The 22,694-nt window shown below is 39.6% G+C and carries 25 protein-coding genes and 1 tRNA gene; 25 read left to right on the top strand and 1 reads right to left on the bottom strand.

The window, feature by feature from the left end; all coding sequences use genetic code 11:
• Positions 1–2 precede the first annotated feature (2 nt).
• The 24 genes from uvrA (at position 3) to ACFX4G_RS15375 (ending at position 21,588) form a co-directional block, all read left to right on the top strand.
• Positions 3–2,879 (top strand): excinuclease ABC subunit UvrA, encoded by a 2,877-nt coding sequence (gene uvrA / locus ACFX4G_RS15490; RefSeq protein WP_377575563.1) that lies wholly within the window; start codon positions 3–5, stop codon positions 2,877–2,879.
• Positions 2,880–2,966: 87 nt separating this feature from the next.
• Positions 2,967–3,278: a hypothetical protein gene (locus ACFX4G_RS15485; RefSeq protein ID WP_013059730.1), complete on the top strand. Its 312-nt coding sequence runs from the start codon at positions 2,967–2,969 to the stop codon at positions 3,276–3,278.
• A 38-nt stretch (positions 3,279–3,316) separates the two neighbouring features.
• Positions 3,317–4,408: a DUF4097 family beta strand repeat-containing protein gene (locus ACFX4G_RS15480; RefSeq protein WP_043977367.1), complete on the top strand. Its 1,092-nt coding sequence runs from the start codon at positions 3,317–3,319 to the stop codon at positions 4,406–4,408.
• A 41-nt stretch (positions 4,409–4,449) separates the two neighbouring features.
• Positions 4,450–4,644, top strand: coding sequence for a PspC domain-containing protein (locus ACFX4G_RS15475; protein ID WP_013059728.1), 195 nt, complete (start codon positions 4,450–4,452; stop codon positions 4,642–4,644).
• Between the two features lie 2 nt (positions 4,645–4,646).
• Positions 4,647–5,012 (top strand): phage holin family protein, encoded by a 366-nt coding sequence (locus tag ACFX4G_RS15470; RefSeq protein ID WP_013059727.1) that lies wholly within the window; start codon positions 4,647–4,649, stop codon positions 5,010–5,012.
• A 188-nt stretch (positions 5,013–5,200) separates the two neighbouring features.
• Complete coding sequence (gene hprK, locus ACFX4G_RS15465) at positions 5,201–6,136, top strand: HPr(Ser) kinase/phosphatase (protein ID WP_013085404.1); 936 nt, start codon at positions 5,201–5,203, stop codon at positions 6,134–6,136.
• A gap of 16 nt (positions 6,137–6,152) precedes the next feature.
• Positions 6,153–6,986, top strand: coding sequence for a prolipoprotein diacylglyceryl transferase (gene lgt, locus ACFX4G_RS15460; RefSeq protein ID WP_013085403.1), 834 nt, complete (start codon positions 6,153–6,155; stop codon positions 6,984–6,986).
• A gap of 60 nt (positions 6,987–7,046) precedes the next feature.
• A complete protein-coding gene (ppaX, locus tag ACFX4G_RS15455; protein ID WP_028409653.1) occupies positions 7,047–7,694 on the top strand; it encodes a pyrophosphatase PpaX in 648 nt (215 codons plus the stop codon).
• The gene (locus tag ACFX4G_RS15450; protein ID WP_097824890.1) at positions 7,691–8,218 is read left to right on the top strand and encodes an acyltransferase; all 528 of its coding nucleotides are present in this window, start codon (positions 7,691–7,693) and stop codon (positions 8,216–8,218) included. Before ppaX ends, ACFX4G_RS15450 begins: the two co-directional genes overlap by 4 nt.
• Before the next feature lie 175 nt (positions 8,219–8,393).
• The gene (locus ACFX4G_RS15445; protein WP_043977360.1) at positions 8,394–9,575 is read left to right on the top strand and encodes an ATP phosphoribosyltransferase regulatory subunit; all 1,182 of its coding nucleotides are present in this window, start codon (positions 8,394–8,396) and stop codon (positions 9,573–9,575) included.
• Positions 9,575–10,207 carry an ATP phosphoribosyltransferase gene (hisG, locus tag ACFX4G_RS15440; protein ID WP_013059721.1) on the top strand — a complete coding sequence of 211 codons (633 nt, stop codon included), beginning with the start codon at positions 9,575–9,577 and terminating at the stop codon, positions 10,205–10,207. The genes ACFX4G_RS15445 and hisG overlap by 1 nt, the downstream gene beginning before the upstream one ends.
• Before the next feature lie 15 nt (positions 10,208–10,222).
• Positions 10,223–11,491: a histidinol dehydrogenase gene (gene hisD, locus ACFX4G_RS15435; RefSeq protein ID WP_377575560.1), complete on the top strand. Its 1,269-nt coding sequence runs from the start codon at positions 10,223–10,225 to the stop codon at positions 11,489–11,491.
• A gap of 75 nt (positions 11,492–11,566) precedes the next feature.
• Positions 11,567–12,151 carry an imidazoleglycerol-phosphate dehydratase HisB gene (gene hisB, locus ACFX4G_RS15430; RefSeq protein ID WP_043977358.1) on the top strand — a complete coding sequence of 195 codons (585 nt, stop codon included), beginning with the start codon at positions 11,567–11,569 and terminating at the stop codon, positions 12,149–12,151.
• Positions 12,152–12,799 carry an imidazole glycerol phosphate synthase subunit HisH gene (gene hisH, locus ACFX4G_RS15425; protein ID WP_377575557.1) on the top strand — a complete coding sequence of 216 codons (648 nt, stop codon included), beginning with the start codon at positions 12,152–12,154 and terminating at the stop codon, positions 12,797–12,799. It abuts the gene before it with no gap.
• On the top strand, positions 12,786–13,520 hold the full coding sequence (gene hisA, locus ACFX4G_RS15420; protein ID WP_013085396.1) for a 1-(5-phosphoribosyl)-5-[(5-phosphoribosylamino)methylideneamino]imidazole-4-carboxamide isomerase: 735 nt from the start codon (positions 12,786–12,788) through the stop codon (positions 13,518–13,520). The genes hisH and hisA overlap by 14 nt, the downstream gene beginning before the upstream one ends.
• Positions 13,520–14,278, top strand: coding sequence for an imidazole glycerol phosphate synthase subunit HisF (hisF, locus tag ACFX4G_RS15415; RefSeq protein WP_016765868.1), 759 nt, complete (start codon positions 13,520–13,522; stop codon positions 14,276–14,278). Before hisA ends, hisF begins: the two co-directional genes overlap by 1 nt.
• Positions 14,275–14,898: a bifunctional phosphoribosyl-AMP cyclohydrolase/phosphoribosyl-ATP diphosphatase HisIE gene (hisIE, locus tag ACFX4G_RS15410; protein ID WP_377575554.1), complete on the top strand. Its 624-nt coding sequence runs from the start codon at positions 14,275–14,277 to the stop codon at positions 14,896–14,898. The genes hisF and hisIE overlap by 4 nt, the downstream gene beginning before the upstream one ends.
• 181 nt (positions 14,899–15,079) lie before the next feature.
• Positions 15,080–16,582, top strand: a complete 1,503-nt coding sequence (locus ACFX4G_RS15405; protein ID WP_377575552.1) for a tetratricopeptide repeat protein — start codon at positions 15,080–15,082, stop codon at positions 16,580–16,582.
• A gap of 111 nt (positions 16,583–16,693) precedes the next feature.
• On the top strand, positions 16,694–17,647 hold the full coding sequence (trxB, locus tag ACFX4G_RS15400) for a thioredoxin-disulfide reductase (RefSeq protein WP_013059713.1): 954 nt from the start codon (positions 16,694–16,696) through the stop codon (positions 17,645–17,647).
• Between the two features lie 303 nt (positions 17,648–17,950).
• Complete coding sequence (locus tag ACFX4G_RS15395) at positions 17,951–18,409, top strand: 8-oxo-dGTP diphosphatase (protein WP_013059712.1); 459 nt, start codon at positions 17,951–17,953, stop codon at positions 18,407–18,409.
• Between the two features lie 41 nt (positions 18,410–18,450).
• The gene (rapZ, locus tag ACFX4G_RS15390) at positions 18,451–19,344 is read left to right on the top strand and encodes an RNase adapter RapZ (protein WP_013059711.1); all 894 of its coding nucleotides are present in this window, start codon (positions 18,451–18,453) and stop codon (positions 19,342–19,344) included.
• Positions 19,341–20,327, top strand: a complete 987-nt coding sequence (locus ACFX4G_RS15385; protein WP_013085391.1) for a gluconeogenesis factor YvcK family protein — start codon at positions 19,341–19,343, stop codon at positions 20,325–20,327. The genes rapZ and ACFX4G_RS15385 overlap by 4 nt, the downstream gene beginning before the upstream one ends.
• Before the next feature lie 33 nt (positions 20,328–20,360).
• Positions 20,361–21,305: a DNA-binding protein WhiA gene (gene whiA, locus ACFX4G_RS15380; RefSeq protein ID WP_013085390.1), complete on the top strand. Its 945-nt coding sequence runs from the start codon at positions 20,361–20,363 to the stop codon at positions 21,303–21,305.
• 28 nt (positions 21,306–21,333) lie between these two features.
• On the top strand, positions 21,334–21,588 hold the full coding sequence (locus ACFX4G_RS15375) for an HPr family phosphocarrier protein (protein ID WP_013059708.1): 255 nt from the start codon (positions 21,334–21,336) through the stop codon (positions 21,586–21,588).
• Positions 21,589–21,622: 34 nt separating this feature from the next.
• Here the strand turns inward: ACFX4G_RS15375 and clpP are convergent, their stop codons facing one another.
• The gene (gene clpP / locus ACFX4G_RS15370) at positions 21,623–22,210 is read right to left on the bottom strand and encodes an ATP-dependent Clp endopeptidase proteolytic subunit ClpP (RefSeq protein WP_162215081.1); all 588 of its coding nucleotides are present in this window, start codon (positions 22,208–22,210) and stop codon (positions 21,623–21,625) included.
• A gap of 220 nt (positions 22,211–22,430) precedes the next feature.
• On the opposite strand from clpP, the gene ACFX4G_RS15365 reads away from it, so the two are divergent.
• Positions 22,431–22,502, top strand: a tRNA-Arg gene (locus tag ACFX4G_RS15365).
• Positions 22,503–22,694 lie beyond the last annotated feature (192 nt).

The raw sequence follows: 22,694 nt of genomic DNA, 5'->3' as shown, positions 1-22,694 counted from the left end.
ACATGGCGATGGAAAAAATCGTGGTAAAAGGTGCACGAGCCCACAATTTGAAAAATATCGATATTGAAATCCCGCGAGACAAATTAGTAGTATTAACAGGGTTATCAGGTTCTGGTAAATCTTCTTTAGCTTTCGATACAATCTATGCAGAAGGACAAAGACGTTATGTCGAGTCGCTTTCGGCATATGCAAGACAGTTTTTAGGTCAAATGGATAAGCCCGATGTAGATTCAATCGAAGGATTGTCGCCTGCTATTTCAATCGATCAAAAAACAACGAGCCGAAACCCTCGTTCAACCGTCGGAACTGTGACCGAAATCTATGACTATTTGCGCCTTTTGTTTGCTCGTGTAGGAAAGCCGATTTGTCCTAATCATGGAATTGAAATTACATCTCAAACGATTGAGCAAATGGTAGATAGAATTTTAGAGTACCCTGAACGTACAAAGCTTCAAGTACTGGCACCTGTGGTATCTGGCCGAAAAGGTACCCACGTAAAAGTGTTAGAAGATATTAAAAAGGAAGGGTACGTTCGCATTCGAGTAGACGGAGAAATGCGTGAAATAACAGAAGAAATTGAACTGGAAAAAAACAAAAAGCACTCCATTGAAGTAGTAATTGATCGCGTTGTTGTAAAAGAAGGTGTAGCCGCTCGTTTGTCGGACTCTTTGGAATCAGCTCTTCGCCTCGGAGAAGGGAAAGTAATTATTGATGTGATAGGTGAAGAAGAACTGCTTTTTAGTGAGCATCATGCTTGTCCAAAATGTGGTTTCTCCATTGGAGAACTTGAGCCCCGCATGTTTTCATTTAATAGTCCGTACGGGGCGTGTCCAACGTGTGACGGGTTAGGAACGAAATTGGAAGTGGACAAAGATTTAGTTATTCCTAACTATGACTTAACGCTTCGTCAGCACGCAATTGCACCTTGGGAGCCAACAAGTTCTCAATACTATCCGCAGCTGCTTGAAGCCGTATGTACACATTACGGCATCGATATGGACGTGCCGGTGCGAGATATCCCGGAACATTTATTTGATAAAGTATTATATGGCAGCGGTAAAGAAAAAATTTACTTTCGCTATGAAAATGATTTTGGCCAAGTAAGAGAAAATCATATCGAATTTGAAGGCGTGCTTCGGAATGTAGAGCGTCGTTATCATGAAACAAGTTCAGATTATATCCGTGAGCAAATGGAAAAGTACATGGCTCAGCAAGCTTGCCCAAAATGTAAAGGAAATCGCTTAAAACGCGAAAGCTTAGCGGTGCTTATTGACGAAAAGCATATAGGAGATACAACCCGCTTCTCCGTAAAAGAAGCATATGATTTTTTTGAAAGTCTCAGCCTATCTGAAAAAGACATGAAGATTGCGGATATGATACTGCGTGAAATTCGTGAGCGTCTAAGCTTTCTCATTAACGTGGGGCTTGATTACCTAACATTAAACCGCTCTGCTGGAACTCTCTCGGGAGGAGAAGCACAGCGGATCCGTTTAGCTACTCAAATTGGTTCTCGTTTGACGGGGGTTCTTTATATTTTAGATGAACCTTCTATCGGTCTTCATCAGCGTGATAATGATCGCTTAATTCGCACGATGCAAGATATGCGCGATATTGGAAATACGTTGATTGTTGTAGAACATGACGAAGATACGATGATGGCAGCTGATTATTTAATTGATATCGGACCAGGAGCCGGCGTACACGGAGGTGCTGTTGTTTCTCAAGGTGCGCCTCAGGAAGTGATGAAGGATGAAAACTCTTTAACGGGTCAATATCTATCAGGAGAGAAGTTTATTCCTCTTCCAGCGGAAAGACGGTCAATAGATAAAGATCGGATGATTGAAATTATAGGAGCAAAAGAAAATAATTTAAAAAATGTAAAAGCAAAGCTTCCGTTAGGTATGTTCACGGCTGTTACAGGTGTATCTGGATCAGGTAAGAGTACGCTGGTAAATGATATCCTTCATAAATCATTGGCGCAAAAGCTGCATAAAGCAAAAAGCAAAGCAGGAGAACATAAAGAAATCAAAGGCATTGAACACTTAGATAAAGTCATCGATATTGATCAGTCTCCCATAGGCCGTACGCCTCGTTCGAACCCTGCAACTTATACAGGTGTATTCGATGACATCCGAGATGTATTTGCCCAAACAAACGAAGCAAAAGTGCGCGGATATAAAAAAGGCCGTTTTAGCTTTAACGTGAAAGGCGGCCGCTGTGAAGCTTGTCGAGGAGACGGTATTATCAAGATTGAAATGCATTTCTTGCCAGATGTATACGTCCCTTGTGAAGTCTGCCAGGGCAAACGATATAACCGTGAAACTTTAGAAGTGAAATACAAAGATCAAAACATTTCAGATGTGTTGGATATGACCGTTGAAGACGCGCTTCACTTCTTTGAAAACATTCCAAAGATTAAGCGGAAGCTGCAGACAATTTACGATGTAGGACTTGGCTATATCACCCTTGGACAGCCGGCTACTACTTTATCCGGTGGAGAGGCACAGCGTGTAAAATTAGCTTCAGAGCTTCACCGCCGCTCAACAGGAAGAACGCTGTACATTTTAGACGAACCGACTACCGGTCTTCATGTCGATGATATTGCACGATTATTAAAAGTGCTCCAGCGTTTAGTTGAAAATGGAGATACGGTTTTAGTGATCGAACATAATTTAGACGTCATCAAAGCAGCTGATTACCTGCTTGATTTAGGGCCTGAAGGTGGAGATAAAGGCGGACAAATTGTGGCTACGGGTACGCCAGAAGAAGTGGCAAAAGTAAAAGAATCCTATACTGGTCATTATTTGAAGCCAATTTTAGAACGTGACCGCAAGCGTATGGAGAAAAAAGTTGAAAAAGCAGAGGCATTAACTCGTTAAAAGACACCAGCATTGGTGTCTTTTTTATAAAGAATGAAACTTTTTAACTCATTAAACCGTAATACATGATATAAGGAGCTGATTATTATGGAAGGAAATCGCATACTATCTTCCTTAAATTATTTTAGCGTTTTCTTTGCACCATTTTTATTACCTATTATTATTTATTTTGTTGTTCATAACATAGAAGTAAAGAAACATGCAAAAACTGCATTTTTGTCACATTTATTACCTATCGCTACAGCGATCTTGTTCTTATTTTTCTTGCTTCCTGCTCTTACTGGCTCTAGTGGAACGGTATTTATTCTTTTAATTGTAGCTTTAGTTGTTGTTTCTTTAGTTAATGTTGTTGTGTTTGTATGGAATATTGTAAAAGGGATACAAATATTAAGCAGATAAAAGTTAAATGACTAAAACGTAAAGAGGAGATGGAAGGTATGAGTGAAAAGCGTAAACAAATTTTACAGATGGTAGAAGAAGGGAAACTTAGCGTAGATGAGGCTTTAACTTTGCTGAATTCATTGGAAAAAGACTCAGCTAATGATTCTTCCTATGCTACGCCTGATAAAGCTGAGCTATCCCCTTATGTAGGAGGAAAACAGAAAAAAACGTACGCTTCTAAGTCATCTCAAAGCTCTTTAAAGGAAAAATTATTTACATTTGTAGATCAAACGGTAAAAAAAGTAAAAGAAGGAGATTTAGATTTTAACTTTGGTCCTTCGATTGACGTTCAGCACATCTTTCAACAATCAGAAGCATATATTCAAGAGATTGACGTAGATTTAGCAAATGGAAGCGTCCAACTCCGACCTTGGGGAAGTACAGAAGTACGAATAGAGTGTGAAGCTGCTATCTACAAAGTAGAGAATTCGGATGAAGCACGCCGCACTTTCTTGCAGCATACGGCATTTTCCATTGAAAATGGCAAATTGCGCTTTTCAATTCAGCAAAAGCAAATGAAAGTGAAAGCGATTATTTATATTCCAGAAATGGAATATGAACGCGTCAAGCTCCGTATGTTTAATGGTTCAATCGATGGGGAAAGACTAAGCGTACGAGACCTGAAAGCCAAAACAGCTAATGGTACCATCCGCTTTTACGATGTGAACAGCCATTCTCTCGAAATGGAGACATCAAACGGGCACATGGAACTTTCTCGAATACTCGCTTCGAAATGTGAGCTTGAAACAATCAATGGAACGGTTAAATTTGATGGAGATACAAAAAAGATTGATGTTCAGACATTTAACGGAGATATTGATACGTATTTAAAAGGAGAGCGCATTGAAAAAGCATTTTTCAAAACGACTACAGGAAGCATTACGCTCTATACGCCGCCTCATCTCTCCGTTGATGGAGATTTGAAATCTAACTTTGGGAATTTTACGTGTACACTTCCTGAGATGGAAATAGTAGATGAGAAAAAAGAAACGGTGATGAAACAACTTCGTTTCAAAGCAAATGTCGCTTCGCCGAAAGGCTATAAATTGTTAGCTGAATCCAAAACGGGCTCAATTGTTATAAAATAGAAAACGCTTGTTTTAGTAAAAAAACAAAGGAGATGATTAACGTGCGAAAGTTGTATCGTTCGCGAACAAATCGCAAGCTTGCGGGTGTTATCGGCGGTATTTCTCAGTATATCGGAATAGATGCTTCACTACTCCGCGTATTGTTTATCATCAGTTTATTTTTTACAGTAGGTACTCCGGTCATCTTATATATGATTTTTGTGTTTTTAGTTCCAAATGAAGAAGGAGATTTCTAAAAATGTTATTGCGTGGAATCATTAGTATTTTAATCAATGCCCTCGTATTAATCGTAATTGCAGGTTATATCGACACTTTCCACTTGGAATCAGTCAGTGCAGCTATTATCGCGAGCTTGATTCTATCTATTTTGAACGTGTTTGTTAAGCCGATTTTAATTTTACTTACCCTGCCGGTGACATTTCTTACGCTTGGGCTGTTTTTATTCGTCATTAATGCCATTACGCTGATGATTACACAAAGTGTTATGGGAGATTCTTTTAATATTGACGGGTTTGGTACAGCGCTTTTAGCCTCAGTAATTATGTCGCTTTTAAATGCGCTTATTCAACGAGTCATTGTTGAACCGCTTCAAAATAGAAGATAACTTTCTTGCAATATTTAATTTTCTAAAAAAGATGGTAAGGTGATGCAGCCTATGCCATCTTTTTTTTCTTTTCTTTCCGTATTAATGATAAAATAAAATGGCTAGAACCAAACGCGACATAAAAGCGAGAGTTGGATATACTGTAGACATGAACAGGTATATGACTGTTCATAAAAGGAGGATGCACGGTGGTTAAAGTACGTACAAAAGACATCATTGAGAAATTTAAATTAGAGCTTATTAGCGGAGAAGAAGGAATCGACCGCCCTATTTCAACAAGTGATATTTCACGTCCAGGTATTGAAATGGCAGGTTATTTTACATATTACCCAGCAGAACGTATCCAGCTGTTAGGTAAAACAGAACTATCATTTTTTAAACAATTAGATGATGAACAAAAAAAAGTTCGAATGGAAAAGATGTGTACAGATATCACGCCGGCTATCATTGTTTCGCGCGAAATGGATGTACCGAAAGAACTTATCGAAGCTTCAGAGCGTGAATCAGTTCCTGTGCTGCGTTCAAGCTTTAAAACAACGCGACTTTCCAGCCATTTAACGAATTTTCTTGAAAGCCGGCTAGCACCTACTACTGCCATGCACGGCGTATTAGTTGATATATACGGAATTGGTGTATTAATCATGGGAAAAAGCGGCGTTGGTAAAAGTGAAACAGCTCTAGAGCTTGTTAAGAGGGGACATCGTCTAGTAGCCGATGACTGTGTGGAAATCCGTCAAGAAGATCAAGACACGCTTGTAGGAAATGCGCCTGGTTTAATCGAGCATTTGCTTGAAATTCGAGGACTAGGGATCATCAATGTGATGACGCTATTCGGCGCAGGAGCTGTACGAAGCTATAAGCGAATTTCACTTGTTATTCAGTTAGAGACATGGGATCAGCAGAAACATTATGATCGCCTTGGTTTAGAAGAAGATAAAATGAAAATTATTGATACAGACGTTACAAAAATTACATTGCCAGTACGTCCAGGACGAAACTTAGCTGTTATCATTGAAGTGGCGGCAATGAACTTCCGCTTAAAGCGTATGGGTATTAACGCAGCAGAACAATTTTCTGCACGTCTAACAGATGTAATTGAAGAAGGAGATCGTGAAGATTTATAAGAAAGGGTGTTAACTTGTGGAAGCAACTATTCAGCCGTTAGATCGCGTTTTCCTTGAAATTGGCCCTCTAACGGTCTACTGGTACGGCGTAATTATCGGTGCAGGTGTTCTATTAGGTCTTTATATTGCGACAAGAGAAAGTGTAAGAAGAGGCTTATCAAAAGATACATTTGTTGATCTTATCTTATTTGCTGTGCCAATAGCTATTATTTGTGCACGAATTTATTATGTATCCTTTGAATGGGGATACTATTCAAAGCATTTAAATGAAATACCTCAGATTTGGCAAGGTGGGATTGCCATTCATGGGGGCTTAATCGGAGGCGTATTAACTGCCATTGTGTATTCGAAAGTAAAAAAAATTTCATTTTGGAAGTTGGCTGATATTGCTGCGCCTAGTTTAATCCTTGGCCAAGCCATTGGGCGCTGGGGAAACTTTATGAATCAAGAGGCACATGGGGGCCCGGTTACCCGTGCTTTTTTAGAAGGGTTGCACCTTCCAAATTTTATCATTAACCAAATGTATATTAACGGTACATACTATCACCCTACGTTTTTATACGAATCATTATGGGATTTTGCCGGATTTATCCTGTTGATGGTACTTCGCCGCACCAGTCTGCGAAAAGGAGAAATTTTCTTATCTTATTTAATCTGGTACTCAGTTGGACGCTTCTTTGTAGAAGGGCTTCGCACGGATAGTTTAATGCTGACGCATACACTCAGAATCGCTCAAGTTGTTTCACTCGCACTGATTGTAATAGCCATTATTTTAATTATTGTCCGCCGCGTGACGGGCATGAGTAAACAGAAATACTTAGAGAATGAAGAAGCACAATCTAAGGCGTAAATGAAGAAAAGCTACAAGATTTACACAAACTTGATTTGACGCAAGGGAAGGAAATGAATAATGACGATTAATACGGTTTTGTTTGATTTAGACGGTACGTTAATTGATACAAATGAATTAATTATTGCTTCATTTACTCATACGCTTAATCACTATTATCCTGAACAATATACTCGTGAAGATATTTTACAGTTTATGGGACCTCCTTTATACGACACGTTTGTAGAAATGGATAAAACGAAAGTAAACGAAATGATTGAGATGTATCGCACGCATAATCTAGCTAATCATGATTTGCTTGTTAAAGAATTTGAAGGCGTACTTGAAACAGTTAAATGGCTGCACGAGCAGAATTATAAATTAGGCATTGTCACAACAAAGCAAAGAAATACGGTCATGATGGGGCTTAAGTTAACAAAGTTAGACCAGTTCTTTGATACGATTGTTGCAATTGAAGACGTAACAAATGCAAAGCCGCATCCTGAGCCAGTAGAAAAAGCACTGAAGCTGCTTAATGCTAAACCTGAAGAAGCGCTGATGGTGGGAGATAACCATCATGACATCGTTTCTGGCCAAAGAGCTTATACGAAAACAGCTGGAGTTGCTTGGAGCGCAAAAGGAAGAGATCATATCGCTTCTTATAATCCTGATATTATTTTAGAGAATATGACGGATTTAATTGATATATTAAAAGGAGAACGTCAGTGAGAAAAACGACGCGCTATCCGGTTAAAGGAGCTAATTCCCTTTGGCATGTCTATAAGACCGTGCCTTTTTGGAAAGTAGTGCGCAACTTCCTAATCATTCAATGCGCTCGCTATACGCCTTTTCTTTCGATGAAAAACTGGCTGTACAAAGCGTGCCTAGGGATGAAAGTAGGACCTCAAACATCCTTTGCCCTTATGGTGATGCTCGATATTATGTTTCCTGAAAAAATACAAGTAGGACGCAATACGGTTATCGGATACAATACAACTATTCTCGCTCATGAATATCTGATAACGGAATATCGTCTTGGAGATGTCATCATTGGGGATGAAGTGATGATTGGAGCAAATAGCACCATCCTTCCAGGCGTAACAATCGGCAACGGAGCGGTTGTAGCGGCTGGAACGGTGGTTCATAAAGATGTAGCACCCGGTTTCTTTGTTGGAGGTAACCCTATGCGTGTCATCTATACAAAAGAAGAAATGGAAAAGCGCAAGGAAGCAGAGCCTAAAGCCACAACTTAGCAAGAACTAAGCTGTGGTTTTTTTTGTAAATTTGAACAGCTGGCGGTTGACGGCTGACTTTATCGGGTGTAAACTATCAATAACTTTAATTTGTTATTTCGCTAATATATTAGCGTGATAAAGCGAAATCAACCTATCAATAATAGATAAAATCAAGCTTAAAGGACGTGTCGGAATGTCAAAGTTATTTATGTTTGAAAAACCCCTTGGAATGAGAGATACCCTGCCAGCTCTTTTTGAAAGAAAAAAACAAGTTCGCAATCAGCTGGCAGATGAAATCAGCAGCTGGGGCTATCAATATATGGCAACGCCTACTGTGGAATACTACGAGACGGTAGGAAGCGCATCAGCTATTTTAGATCAACAATTGTTTAAACTTTTAGATAAAGAAGGGCATACGCTTGTGCTGCGACCGGATGTAACAACGCCATTTGCACGTGTGGCCGCTTCAAAACTTTTAAATAATTCTCCTTTGCGCTTAGCTTATGAAGCAAATGTATTCCGAGCTCAGCAGCGTGAGGGCGGCCGCCCGGCGGAGTTTGAACAAATAGGCGTTGAGCTAATTGGAGACGCTACGATGAGCAGCGATGCTGAAGTGATTGCTCTCATGATCGGCGCGTTAAAAAGAGCGGGACTTAAATCATTTAAAGTGGCAATTGGCCATATCGGGTTTGTTAATTCGCTTTTTTTAGAAATTGTCGGAAATGAAGAACGTGCTAACGTGCTTCGCCGCTTTTTATATGAGAAAAATTACGTGGGTTATCGTAATCATGTAAAAGATTTGAATCTATCTTCTATTGATAAACAGCGTCTCCTTCAGCTGCTTAACCTGCGCGGAGATGAAAAGAAGATTGAAGAAGCGGTTGAACTAGTTGAAAACGAAGCTGGTAAAAAAGCAGCCGGTGATTTGAAAAAGCTATGGAATATGCTTGATGCGTACGGTGTAACGGATGAAATTAAAATTGATTTTAACTTAGTCAGTCATATGAGCTATTACACAGGTATTTTATTTGAAGTCTTTGCTGAAAACGTTGGTTTCCATATCGGTAATGGAGGACGTTATGACCAGCTTCTTGAAAAATTTGCGTCTAAAACACCAGCTACAGGATTTGGAATTCAGCTCGACCGCTTAATTGAAGCGCTGGGCGAAGAAGTATATGAGCCTTCAGCAGTATACGGCATATTATATAGCCAGGAGCGTTTAGATGAGGCATTAGCTTTAGCTGCTGAACAGCGCAAGCAAGGATACCGGGTAGTGACTCAGGAAATTGCAGGCGTTGATGATGTTGATGTATTTACTGCACAGTTTGAAGAAGTCACGTTTCTAATTGGAAAACGAGGCAAGGGGGGACAATAATGAGTGAACTATTAACAATTGCAATGCCAAAAGGACGTATTTTTGAAGAAGCAGCTGAACTTTTGCGTCAAGCAGACTTTCAATTGCCGCCAGAATTTGACGATTCGCGCAAGCTGATTGTAGACATTCCTGAAGAGAACATGCGCTTTATTTTAGCAAAACCAATGGACGTTACTACTTATGTAGAATACGGGGTAGCGGATCTTGGTATTGCAGGTAAAGACGTAATGTTAGAAGAAGAAAGAGATGTCTATGAGCTGTTGGATTTAAATATTAGTAAATGTCATCTGGCCGTTGCCGGTTTGCCTAATGCTAAAAAATCAGAAATTGCTCAAAAAGTGGCAACCAAATATCCAAATGTAGCATCTACTTATTTCAGGGAGCAAGGAGAGCAAGTAGAAATTATTAAATTGAATGGTTCCATTGAATTAGCGCCTTTAATCGGCCTGGCTGATCGGATCGTTGATATTGTATCAACAGGACAAACACTAAAAGAGAACGGACTTGTTGAATTGGAGCACATTGAAGATATTACATCGCGTTTGATTGTGAACCCTGTGAGCTATCGTTTAAAAGACGAACGAATTGATGATTTAGTGAATCGTTTAGCCCAAGTGGTTCAACCTGTATAAAAGAGGTGACATACATTGAAAATTACACGTGTAACAGAACAAGTGAGCTTAAAACGTACGATTGATCAAGGAACGAGTGCTCAAAGAGAAATTGTCGTAAATATTTTAAAGCAGGTGCAAGAGCAAAAAGACGAAGCTTTAAAAAGGTATACAGCCCAATTTGACGGCGTTGAGCTTTCTTCTTTGCTTGTGACAGAACAAGAAAAGAAGCGTGCTTATGAGCTGGTTGATGCAGATATGCTGTCAATCATTCGTGAAGCTGCTGACAACATTCGTGATTACCACGAAAGAATGGTCGAGCAGTCTTGGATGACAACAAAAGAAGATGGAACCATTTTAGGGCAGAAAGTAACGCCTTTAGATGCAGTAGGTGTTTATGTACCGGGAGGCCTTGCGGCTTATCCTTCTTCCGTTTTAATGAATGTCATTCCTGCTCAAGTGGCAGGTGTAAAACGTATCGTGATGGTTTCACCTCCAGGAAAAGACGGCGCGCTTCCTGCTGGAGTAGTGGTAGCAGCGAGTGAGCTTGGGGTCAAAGAGATTTATAAAGTAGGGGGAGCTCAGGCAGTAGGGGCACTTGCCTATGGAACAGAAACAATTCAATCCGTCGATAAAATTGTAGGGCCAGGTAATATCTTTGTTGCATTAGCGAAAAGGGAAGTATATGGCTTAGTAGACATTGACTCAATTGCTGGACCTAGTGAAATTGTCTTACTAGCAGACGATACGGCTAAGCCGAACGAAGTGGCCGCTGATTTATTGTCTCAAGCAGAACATGACAAATTAGCTTCAAGTATTTTAGTTACACCTTCTATGAAATTAGCCGAAGCTGTTAAAGAAGAAGTGGAAAGACAAGTGGAATCTTTACCTCGTAAAGAAATTGCAAAACCTTCTATTGATAACCATGGCGCTATTTATGTGACCGGGTCATTAGAAGAAGCGATTGAAGCTGTTAATCAATTAGCTCCTGAGCATTTAGAAATTATGACTGAAAGTCCGCTTGAACTTTTAGGTTCCATTCGTCATGCCGGTGCTATTTTTCTAGGAAGATACAGCTCAGAACCTGTTGGCGATTATTTCGCGGGACCAAACCATGTTCTTCCAACAAATGGGACAGCAAAATTCTCAAGTCCTTTATCAGTTGATTCATTTGTGAAAAAGTCTAGTATCATTTCATACAGCCAACAAGCTCTGCAGAAAAATGTCTCGAAAATCGCAGCATTTGCTCGTTTAGAAGGGCTAGAAGCTCATGCAAGGGCGGTTGAAGAACGCTTTAAAAAATAAGGTGGAGATTAAAAGAAAAGAGTAGAAATGTTCTTTTCTTTACTTATTACATGCACAGTTGAAAGGAGTTTCACAATGAGAGAGTCAAGTATTAAACGTACAACAAACGAAACGGATATTGCATTAGCGATTGGAATCGATGGAGAAGGAAAAGCGAGCATTGATACAGGCGTTCCTTTTTTAAATCATATGCTCGATTTATTTACAAAACACGGACAGTTTAACCTTGATGTAAAAGCAGATGGAGACACGGAGATTGATGATCACCATACAACGGAAGATATCGGTATTTGCCTTGGTCAAACGTTCAAAGAAGCGCTCGGTGATAAAAAAGGAATTAAGCGCTATGGAAATGCTTTCGTACCAATGGATGACGCGTTGGCTCAAGTGGTAGTAGATTTAAGCAATCGTCCTCATTTTGAATTTAAAGGTGATATTCCCGCGCCGCGCGTCGGTACATTTGATACAGAGCTTGTGTATGAATTTTTATGGAAATTTGCATTAGAATCTCGCATGAATGTACATGTAATTGTACACTACGGTAAAAATACGCACCACATTATTGAAGCGGTGTTTAAGGCTTTAGCACGTGCTTTGGACGAAGCGACAACGATTGATCCGCGTGTCAAAGGTGTGCCTTCGACGAAAGGGATGTTGTAAATGATTGGAATTATCGACTATGGGATGGGCAACTTATACAGCGTAAGTAAAGCTCTTGAACGATTAAACTATAATTATATTATCTCGGCAGATCCTGCAGAACTAAGAAAGGCAAAAGGGCTGATTCTTCCTGGAGTTGGAGCATTCAAAGATGCGATGGAACAGCTGAATCAAACAAAGCTGACGGACTTTATTAAAGAAGAAGTAGCAAAAGGAATGCCTTTGCTTGGAATTTGTTTAGGTATGCAGCTTTTATTTGAAGAAAGCGATGAGAACGGCGTAACAAAAGGGCTGGAACTGTTAAAAGGGAGAGTCGAGCGTATTCCCGGCATTACTGCCGAAGGACAGACATATAAAGTTCCCCATATGGGCTGGAACTCTTTAGATTTTCATCAGCAGTCTGCTCTGCTTGATGGAATCAGTGAAGGTCATGTGTACTTTGTTCACTCTTATTACGTAAAAACAAATGATCAAGACGTGCTTTTAGCAACAAGTCCTTATGATGTCGAAGTTCCAGCAGTTGTTGGAAAAGAACACGTATTTGGCACTCAATTCCACCCTGAAAAAAGCAGTGCAATCGGAATGCAAATGCTGCAAAATTATGCAAACTTCGTAGAGAAAAGGAGCCCATCGTATGAGCAAATTTGAAATATATCCAGCCATTGATATGCGCGGAGGAAAGTGCGTCCGTTTGCTTCAAGGAGATTACTCAAAAGAAACGGTGTACGGAGATTCTCCGGTAGATATGGCCACACAATTCGCAAGTGAAGGCGCTCAGTGGATTCACATGGTTGATTTAGACGGCGCAAAAGCGGCCAAGCGCGTGAATGATGAATTTGTGCTAGGCGTGAAAAAGAAATTAGATGTACGTGTGCAAATTGGAGGAGGCATTCGCTCAGAAGCTGACGTTGCTTACTATTTAGAAAACGGAATTGACCGTGTTATTTTAGGAAGTGCAGCTATTTCTAATCCTGAATTTGTGAAAAAAATGCTGAAGGAATATGGTGCGCGTATTGCTATTGGTATTGATGCACGTGATGGCTATGTTGCGACGGAAGGCTGGGTGGAAACATCTACAATCAAAGCGACAGAACTAGGAAAAGAATTGGCTAATGCTGGTGCGGAAACATTTATTTTCACGGATATTTCTACTGATGGTATGCTGTCTGGTCCTAATGTGGAAGGAATTGTTGAAATGGCTAAGGCTACTGGAAAAGGTGTGATTGCATCAGGGGGAGTTAGTAAACTTGCTGATCTAGATGCACTAAAGAAATATGAAGCTGACGGCGTTATTGGTGCCATCGTAGGGAAAGCACTTTATACAAATAAGTTTACAGTAGCTGAAGCACTTCAAGAGGTGAAAGCGTAATGATTACAAAACGAATCATTCCTTGTTTAGATGTAAAGGACGGCCGTGTGGTAAAAGGAGTTCAGTTTGTGGAACTTCGAGATGCAGGAGATCCTGTAGAGTTGGCGAAATTTTACGATGAAGAAGGCGCAGACGAATTAGTCTTTTTAGACATTTCTGCTTCTCATGAAGGACGCAAAACGATGGTACATGTTGTAGAAGAAGTAGCATCTCAGCTAGCGATTCCTTTTACGGTGGGCGGAGGAATTAATGCATTAGAAGATATGAAAAGAATGCTTCGTGCTGGTGCAGACAAAGTGTCATTAAATACAGCGGCCGTACTCAATCCAACACTGATTACAGAAGGGTCCGACTTTTTTGGAGCTCAGTGTATTGTGGTAGCCATCGATGCTAAGTATGATGAAAGCTTACAATCATGGCGAGTCTACACACACGGAGGCCGCAACGCAACGGACTGGGAAGTAATCGACTGGGCCAGAGAAGCAGTGAAGCGCGGTGCGGGTGAGATCTTGTTAACGAGTATGGATAAAGACGGTGAAAAGTCAGGGTTTGATTTAGCATTAACTAAAGCAGTCAGCCAAGCGGTGAGCGTTCCTGTTATTGCTTCTGGCGGCGCAGGAAATGGTCAAGATTTTGTCGATGCGTTTGAAAAAGGGGAAGCTGACGCGGCTTTGGCGGCTTCGATCTTTCACTATAAAGAAACATCTGTAAAAGAAATTAAAAGCTATGCAAAACAACAAGGAGTGAGCATTCGATGACGATTGAAAACATTAAATTCAACAGTGATGGACTTGTGCCAGCTATTGTACAAGATGCTGTGAGCAAAGAAGTTTTAACATTGGCTTATATGAACGAAGAATCACTTCAAAAATCAATTGATACACGTGAAACATGGTTTTACAGCCGTTCTCGACAAGAGTTGTGGCACAAGGGTGCAACCTCTGGAAACACACAAAAAATTGTGAGCATGGCATATGACTGTGATGCTGATTCTCTTGTTGTAAAAGTGGAGCCTCAAGGTCCTGCTTGTCATACGGGCGCTTACAGCTGCTTTAATGAAACAATTCTTGGTGAAAGTAAACAAAACGATAATCGGTTTGCTATTATTAATGAGCTAGAAGAAGTAATCGCTAAGCGTGAAGCTGAAATGCCAGAAGGAGCTTATACGACGTACTTATTCGATAAAGGCGTAGATAAAATCCTCAAAAAAGTAGGAGAAGAAGCTGGTGAAGTGATTATTGCAGCAAAAAATCGTGACCATGATGAGCTGAAGTGGGAAGTTGCAGATTTATTGTACCACGTACTTGTTTTACTTCGTGAGCAAAAGCTGCCTTTAGACGATGTCCTATCAGTATTAAAAGAGCGTCACTCTAGCTAATAGCTACATAGTGAAAGGAGAGAAGGAGTTGTCTCATTTTAGATAAAAGAGGCAAAACCTTCTCTTATTTGTGTCCAGAAACGACTGTTTACAGGCTCCTTTTTTGAATAGAGGTATTAAACTTCTTGGCAAATGTGATATACTACGAACGTCGAAATTATCAACTTATTTGGAGGGCTTAATGGAAAAACACTCAAAAGTAATTCAAAAAATGGCACAAGTAATTCCATTTTCGCAAACGGGTGACTTCTATTTCGAAAAAGCGCTGCAGGCGTTTGAAGAAGAGGAGTCGGATAAAGCGCTCAAGTATTTAACGCGTGCAAACAAAGAAAATGCCCGTAATCCACAGCTTCTTACAAACGTTGGAGTAGCTTTAACGGAGCAGGGAGATTATCAAGATGCCAACGAGCTTTTTCTCCATGTGATTCATCATATGGACGATGCATTAGGAAGCTGTTACTACTATATAGCCAACAGCTATGCGCATCTTGGACTGTTTGAAGAATCAAAAAAATACGCGATGTATTACATTGAGCATTTTCCAAATGGTGACCTCTTTCGATCGGCTACAGATCTGTTAGATTTACTATCAATTGATGTGGATGAAGAAGATGAAGAGCCTAAAAATCAGCTAGGCGACATGCTGATTATAAAACAAGAACAAGCAAAACGACTGCTTGAAGCAACGAATTTTGAAGAAGCAGTGGATTTGTTAACTGAAATAATTGATGAGTATCCAGAATTCTGGTCTGCATATAATAATTTAGCGTTAGCTTATTTTTATTTAAATAAAATTGATGAGGCAATGGATTTGCTGAATGAAGTATTGGAGAAAAACCCTGGAAATCTTCATGCGTTATGCAATCAGCTAATTTTCTATTATTATTGCCATAAGCATAAAGAAGTAGAGGAGCTTACAGACGGGCTTAGCCGCGTTTATCCAATGTCATTTGAACACCGCTATAAGCTTGGAGCAACATTTGCATTGATTGGTCAATACAAACTATCATACAGATGGTTAAAAAAGCTTTATACACAAGGATTTCAAGGAGACAACTCATTTCATTATTGGCTCTCATATGCCTCTTACTATACCGGACGTGAAGCGTTCGCTAAAGAAATGTGGAAGCTGGCATTGGAAGACGTTCCTGATAAAGAAGGAGAGGAGCCTTGGCGCATCAGTCAAAAAGCTGCGAAGGTTTTTCAATCGAAAGTGGATGTTACAGCGAAAAAGAAGTGTGCAACAAAAAATGTTCACGATCAGCTTTACAGCTTGTATATGGCGAAGAAGCTTCCTGAACAGCAGCGTCTGCTCCTTTTAGAAGAAATCAAGTCGTCCATACATATGAGTACACTTTTGGATGAAGTATATACGTATGTATGGCAGGATAAACAACATGTGATTTTTGAGGTGGCAGATGTTATTGAACTGGAGATGGAATCGCACAATGAAAGTGATACCCAGGATCTTTTAAGCTTTTGGTTTTATGTATATGTACAGGTATATAAACAATCCTATGATTTTCAGCATGTGAACGTAAATGCATGGGCCGCAGCCGTCACATATATATGGGCGAAAGAACAAAACCAGTCTATTACTCAAGCCGATGCGGCAAAACAATATTCCATTTCCGCTGCAACAGTGAGAAAGTACAGTAAAATTGTGAATACGTTATTAAATTGAGCAAAAAAATAGACGGTAATAGGAAGAACATATTAGGATAGTGGTAACGAAATAATTATCCATAAATTTGGAATCAACTACGAAGGAATTTCCTAAAAGGAGTGTAAAGCAATGACAGAAGAAAAAATTTATGATGTCATTATTATTGGGGCAGGTCCAGCAGGTATGACTGCTGCTGTATATACATCTCGTGCAGATTTATCAACACTAATGATTGAACGTGGAATTCCAGGCGGTCAAATGGCTAATACGGAAGATGTAGAAAACTATCCAGGTTATGATCATATCCTTGGTCCTGACCTTTCTAACAAAATGTTTGAGCATGCAAAAAAATTCGGTGCGGAATATGCGTACGGTGATATTAAAGAAATCATCGACGGAGAAGAATACAAGACAGTTCGTGCAGGCAGCAAAGAATATAAAACACGTTCAGTAATCGTTGCTACGGGTGCTGAATATAAAAAATTAGGCGCGCCAGGAGAAAAAGAACTAGGCGGCCGCGGCGTATCTTATTGTGCTGTATGTGACGGTGCATTCTTTAAAGGTAAAGAGCTAGTTGTTGTAGGCGGTGGAGACTCTGCGGTTGAAGAAGGCGTATATTTAACACGCTTCGCAACAAAAGTAACAATTATTCACCGACGCGATGAGCTTCGCGCGCAGAAAATCCTACAGCAGCGTGCATTTGATAACGAAAAAGTTGACTTTATTTGGAATACGACGGTCAAAGAAGTAAATGAAAAAGACGGTAAAGTAGGAAGCGTAACGTTGGTAGACACAAAAACAGGTGAAGAGCGCGAGTTCGGTGCGGACGGCGTATTCATTTATGTTGGAATGGTTCCACTAACAAAACCATTCGAAAGCCTAAACATCACGAATAAAGAAGGATATATTGAAACGAACGAGCAAATGGAAACAAAAGTACCAGGTGTGTTCGCAGCTGGAGACGTTCGTGAAAAGGCTCTTCGTCAAATTGTAACAGCTACAGGCGATGGCAGCATTGCTGCTCAAGCGGCTCAGCACTATGTAGAAGAGTTAAAAGAAAAGTTAAAAGCTATTCAGCAATAAGGCTGAAATCAATCTTTTACAAAACGTAATTCGGTTTTAACTGTTCTGTAACACCTGTGAAACATTGATGGGGTACTATATAGATAGTAATTGACCCCCTTTTATAAAATATATGTATGTCGGGCATAGGACGTGTTCCTATGCCTCTTTTTTGTGACTATAACAGATTGAATTTACGTATATAACAGCAATGAATTATTTTCAGAAAATTTAGTAATAGTTAGTTCATCTCCGTTGTGAGAGAAGTTTGTTTCGTAGTATAATAAAAGAAAATGTCAGTATATATATGATGAGGTGGAAAACATGCAAAGGGTCACAAATTGTGTATTAATGAAAGATGATAAAGTATTGTTGCTTCAAAAGCCACGAAGAAACTGGTGGGTGGCCCCGGGTGGGAAAATGGAGCAAGGAGAATCTGTAAAAGACTCTGTTGTAAGAGAATTTCGTGAAGAAACGGGAATTTATTTGAAAAATCCCACTGTAAAAGGTATCTTTACTTTTACGATGAAAGAAAACGATCAAATTTCATCTGAATGGATGATGTTTACTTTTTTTGCTACAGATTTTGATGGGACAAATGTGCTAGAATCAGAAGAAGGCAAACTCGGTTGGCATAATTTGAGTGAAGTAAGTGAATTGCCAATGGCACCGGGAGATCATCACATTATCGATTATGTAGCAAAAGGGTCGGGTGTTATTTATGGCAACTTTACGTATACAACGGATTTCGAGTTATTATCTTATCGAATTGATCCTTGTTAATGATAAATAGACATGTATGCATAGATTGAGGGGGATGGAAAATGAGTACTGGGTCTGTAAGCGATATTCAATTAGTGATTATTACTGGAATGTCAGGTGCAGGAAAAACAGTAGCAATTCAGAGTTTTGAAGATTTAGGGTTCTTTTGTGTAGATAATTTACCCCCTACATTGCTACCGAAATTTTTAGAACTCATGAAAGAGTCAGGGAATAAAATGAATAAAGTTGCTCTTGTTATGGACTTGCGAGGCAGAGAGTTTTTTGAAAGCCTGTTTGAAGCATTAGATAACATGAGTGAAACAACGTGGGTCACGCCACAAATTTTATTTTTAGATGCAAAAGATTCTGTATTGGTGACGCGCTATAAAGAAACGAGACGTTCACATCCGCTAGCTCCTTCGGGTTTACCTTTAGAAGGAATTGGTATGGAACGTGAGCTTCTTGAGGAGTTAAAGGGAAGAGCTCAGCTTATTTATGAGACGTCAGAGTTAAAACCAAGAGAGCTTAGAGAAAAGATTTTAACTCAGTTTTCGTCGCACGCTTCACAGGTTTTTACTGTTAATGTGATGTCGTTTGGTTTTAAATATGGTGTACCTATTGACGCTGATTTAGTCTTTGATGTGCGCTTTTTGCCAAACCCTCACTACATTGACCATATGCGCCCTAAAACAGGGCTTGAAGAAGAGGTTTCTTCTTACGTATTAAAATGGACGGAAACTCAAAAGTTCATTGAAAAAGTAGTAGACTTACTTTCGTTTATGCTTCCACAGTACAAGCGAGAAGGTAAAAGCCAGCTGGTCATTGCTATAGGATGCACAGGCGGACAGCATCGCTCCGTCACATTAGCTGAATATTTAGGTCACCATTTCCAGAATGAATACAAAACTCATATTTCTCATCGTGACATTGAGAGGAGAAAGGAAAATCATAGATGAGCAGTGAACAGCTTCCAAAAGTTGTCGTCATTGGGGGAGGAACGGGTTTACCAGTGCTGTTAAGAGGGTTGAAGGAATACCCTCTTGATCTTACAGCCATCGTAACCGTAGCAGACGACGGGGGAAGTTCTGGCCGATTGCGCGATGAACTTGAAATCCCTGCTCCTGGTGATATTCGAAATGTGCTAGTTGCTTTATCAGATGTAGAGCCACTAGTTGAAGAGCTTTTTCAGCATCGATTTGATACAGGAAATGAGCTTACAGGCCATTCTCTTGGCAATTTGTTGCTTGCAGCTATGACGTCTATTACTGGCGATTTTGTGCATGCTATACGAGAAATGAGCAAAGTACTAAACGTCAGAGGGAAAGTACTTCCAGCAGCTAATCAAAGTGTTGTGCTGCATGCGGAGATGCAAGATGGATCCATCGTAACAGGTGAATCTAAAATTCCAGAAGTTAATAAAAAAATTAATAAAGTATTTTTATCTCCCGCCGATGTGAAACCGCTTGTCGAGACAATAAAAGCGATTCGACGCGCTGATTTAATTGTGTTGGGGCCTGGAAGTCTTTATACAAGTATTTTGCCGAATTTACTGGTACAGGATATTTGTAACGAGCTTTGTTCGACAAAAGCAAAGAAAGTGTACGTATGCAACGTGATGACGCAGCCGGGTGAGACATTGGGTTTTAAGGCAAGTGATCATATTAAAGCGCTTTACAATCATATGCCGTGTGCATTTTTAGATGCGATTATCGTCAATAATGCACCTATTCCAGCGCCTTTGAAAAAGAAATATCAAGTAGAGCAGGCTCAGCCTGTAGAATATGATCGTGAAGTATTGCTAAAATTAGGGTTAGAAGTGATTGAAGATCAAATTATTCAGTATGACGGCAGCGTAATTAGGCATGATACAAAAAAAGTAGCAAAGCTTGTGTATTCTATGCTGACATCGCTGCAAGGTAAAGCGAATACGGGTGTTTAACACTATTTCCGTATGTAGATTGGAGGTGAAGTTATGTCATTTGCATCAGAAACAAAAAAAGAGTTAACGAATTTAGAAGTCAAAGATTGCTGTGCAAAAGCAGAGCTTTCTGCATTAATTCGAATGAATGGTTCACTTTCTTTTTCGAATAAAAAATTCACGGTTGATGTTCAAACAGAAAACGCAGCGATTGCTCGGCGCATTTATGTCCTGCTTAAGAAAAATTATGATGTGTCAGTAGAACTGCTTGTGCGTAAGAAAATGCGGTTGAAAAAAAACAATGTGTATATTGTTCGATTAGTAGAGAAAACGAGAATGCTTTTGGAAGACTTAAAAATTGTAGAAGAAGGATTCACGTTTACACATCGTATTTCACCAGAGCTAGTACAAAAAAAATGCTGTAAGCGATCCTACTTAAGAGGCGCATTTTTAGCCGGCGGTTCTATTAATAACCCAGAGACATCATCGTACCATCTTGAAATTTTTTCATTGTATGAAGAGCACAACGAAGCTTTATGCAATTTAATGAACGAGTTTCAATTGAATAGTAAAACATTAGAACGGAAAAAAGGCTATATTAACTATTTGAAAGAAGCTGAAAAAATTACGGAGTTTCTAAATATCATTGGAGCCCATAACGCTCTGTTACGGTTTGAGGATGTAAGAATCGTCCGAGATATGCGAAATTCCGTTAATCGCTTAGTTAATTGTGAAACAGCTAACTTAAATAAAACGATCGGAGCGGCTATTCGTCAAGTGGAAAACATTCGTTATATTGATGAAACAGCTGGCTTAGACATCTTACCAGAAAAGCTAAGAGAAATTGCTCGTTTACGTGTGGAATACCAAGACGTTACGTTAAAGGAGCTGGGTGAGATGGTATCGGGAGGTCAAATTAGCAAATCGGGCATTAACCATCGGTTGCGTAAAATTGACCAAATAGCAGACAAGCTTCGCGCCGGTCAGCCAGTCACATAAGGGGAATTGCAAGGGGGAGGATTTTATCATGGAAAAACAAGTAGAAGTAAAATTAAAAACGGGATTACAAGCTCGTGTTGCCGCACTATTTGTGCAAGAAGCAACTCGTTTTACATCTGATGTGTACTTGAAGAAAGATGAGAAAGTGGTCAACGCTAAAAGTATCATGGGGTTAATGAGCTTAGCGATTAATAACGGTTCTCTTATTACGCTCATCGTTGAAGGGGTAGATGAAAAAGAAGCAATGGATGCGTTAGTAGCTTACGTAGAGAACGATGCATAAAAAAGCCTTTCCCGCTGCGGGAAAGGCTTTTTTTTTATTTAGGGTCGCTTTCTAATACTTTGTCAATTAGACCGTATTCTAAAGCGCGTTCAGCAGTCATGAAATTATCACGATCTGTATCACGTTGTAGCACTTCTAAAGGTTGACCTGTACGCTCAGCTAAAATTGAATTTAGTTTTTCGCGTAAGAATAGAATACGTTTTGCCGCAATTTCGATTTCAGTAGCTTGTCCTTGAGCACCACCAAGAGGTTGATGAATCATTACTTCGCTGTTTGGAAGAGCAAAACGTTTGCCCTTTTCACCAGCAGCCAGTAAGAAAGCACCCATTGATGCAGCCATACCGATACAAATTGTAGAAACTTTTGGCTTAATGAATTGCATCGTATCGTAGATAGCCATTCCAGCTGTAATAGAGCCACCTGGACTGTTGATATAAAGTGAGATATCTTTTTCTGGGTCTTCAGCAGCTAAGAATAGAAGCTGAGAAACGATTGAGTTAGCTACATTATCATCAATAGCACTACCTAAAATAATAATGCGGTCTTTTAACAAACGTGAATAAATGTCATAAGCACGTTCACCACGGTTTGTTTGTTCAATAACTGTAGGAATTAAGTTCATATTAAATTCCTCCTTAACAAGAATAATTTGTTATGTACCTATAATACACGTATGGTCAATAAAGGTCAAACAAAAGAACCTCTACTACACATATTCGCTTAAAAGACTATGTATTCCTCTTTGACATTATTAAAATTTTTCCCCCTTCTAAAAAAAATAAACGTAGTATTCTATTGAAAAGAGAAGTTTTCTCTCCTATAATGGAAGTTGTGACAAATATGCCCTCGTAGTGTAGTGGATAGCACAAGAGATTCCGGTTCTCTTAGGGTGGGTTCGAATCCTGTCGAGGGCGTCTTAAAACGTTGCGGATTACGCAACGTTTTTTATTTTGAGTAAAAAGGCTCATCTTCTCAAAAAATAATATTTATTTTTCTCCTCCAATCCTTTATACGCGCAAGGAAGCAAGAAATTAATTCCATTGTACCGGTTGCGGAATTTGTCAGAATACTATAAAACAGTATATAAGGAAAAGAAACACGGAGGA

The sequence above is a fragment of the Priestia sp. YIM B13486 genome (assembly GCF_042787865.1).
Lineage (GTDB): Bacteria > Bacillota > Bacilli > Bacillales > Bacillaceae_H > Priestia > Priestia megaterium.
This window is presented reverse-complemented; position numbering and strand designations above follow the sequence as displayed.

Excerpts from the sequence above, each read along its gene's own strand:
- ACFX4G_RS15385 (WP_013085391.1), top strand. The coding sequence starts at position 19,341 with ATGAGCAGTGAACAGCTTCCAAAAGTTGTCGTCATTGGGGGAGGAACG.
- ACFX4G_RS15485 (WP_013059730.1), top strand. The coding sequence starts at position 2,967 with ATGGAAGGAAATCGCATACTATCTTCCTTAAATTATTTTAGCGTTTTC.
- ACFX4G_RS15375 (WP_013059708.1), top strand. The coding sequence starts at position 21,334 with ATGGAAAAACAAGTAGAAGTAAAATTAAAAACGGGATTACAAGCTCGT.
- hisH (WP_377575557.1), top strand. The coding sequence starts at position 12,152 with ATGATTGGAATTATCGACTATGGGATGGGCAACTTATACAGCGTAAGT.
- hisF (WP_016765868.1), top strand. The coding sequence starts at position 13,520 with ATGATTACAAAACGAATCATTCCTTGTTTAGATGTAAAGGACGGCCGT.
- rapZ (WP_013059711.1), top strand. The coding sequence starts at position 18,451 with ATGAGTACTGGGTCTGTAAGCGATATTCAATTAGTGATTATTACTGGA.
- hisIE (WP_377575554.1), top strand. The coding sequence starts at position 14,275 with ATGACGATTGAAAACATTAAATTCAACAGTGATGGACTTGTGCCAGCT.
- hisB (WP_043977358.1), top strand. The coding sequence starts at position 11,567 with ATGAGAGAGTCAAGTATTAAACGTACAACAAACGAAACGGATATTGCA.
- ACFX4G_RS15445 (WP_043977360.1), top strand. The coding sequence starts at position 8,394 with ATGTCAAAGTTATTTATGTTTGAAAAACCCCTTGGAATGAGAGATACC.
- ACFX4G_RS15470 (WP_013059727.1), top strand. The coding sequence starts at position 4,647 with ATGTTATTGCGTGGAATCATTAGTATTTTAATCAATGCCCTCGTATTA.
- ACFX4G_RS15395 (WP_013059712.1), top strand. The coding sequence starts at position 17,951 with ATGCAAAGGGTCACAAATTGTGTATTAATGAAAGATGATAAAGTATTG.
- ppaX (WP_028409653.1), top strand. The coding sequence starts at position 7,047 with ATGACGATTAATACGGTTTTGTTTGATTTAGACGGTACGTTAATTGAT.
- hisG (WP_013059721.1), top strand. The coding sequence starts at position 9,575 with ATGAGTGAACTATTAACAATTGCAATGCCAAAAGGACGTATTTTTGAA.
- trxB (WP_013059713.1), top strand. The coding sequence starts at position 16,694 with ATGACAGAAGAAAAAATTTATGATGTCATTATTATTGGGGCAGGTCCA.
- clpP (WP_162215081.1), bottom strand. The coding sequence starts at position 22,210 with ATGAACTTAATTCCTACAGTTATTGAACAAACAAACCGTGGTGAACGT.
- uvrA (WP_377575563.1), top strand. The coding sequence starts at position 3 with ATGGCGATGGAAAAAATCGTGGTAAAAGGTGCACGAGCCCACAATTTG.
- ACFX4G_RS15405 (WP_377575552.1), top strand. The coding sequence starts at position 15,080 with ATGGAAAAACACTCAAAAGTAATTCAAAAAATGGCACAAGTAATTCCA.
- whiA (WP_013085390.1), top strand. The coding sequence starts at position 20,361 with ATGTCATTTGCATCAGAAACAAAAAAAGAGTTAACGAATTTAGAAGTC.
- hisA (WP_013085396.1), top strand. The coding sequence starts at position 12,786 with ATGAGCAAATTTGAAATATATCCAGCCATTGATATGCGCGGAGGAAAG.
- ACFX4G_RS15480 (WP_043977367.1), top strand. The coding sequence starts at position 3,317 with ATGAGTGAAAAGCGTAAACAAATTTTACAGATGGTAGAAGAAGGGAAA.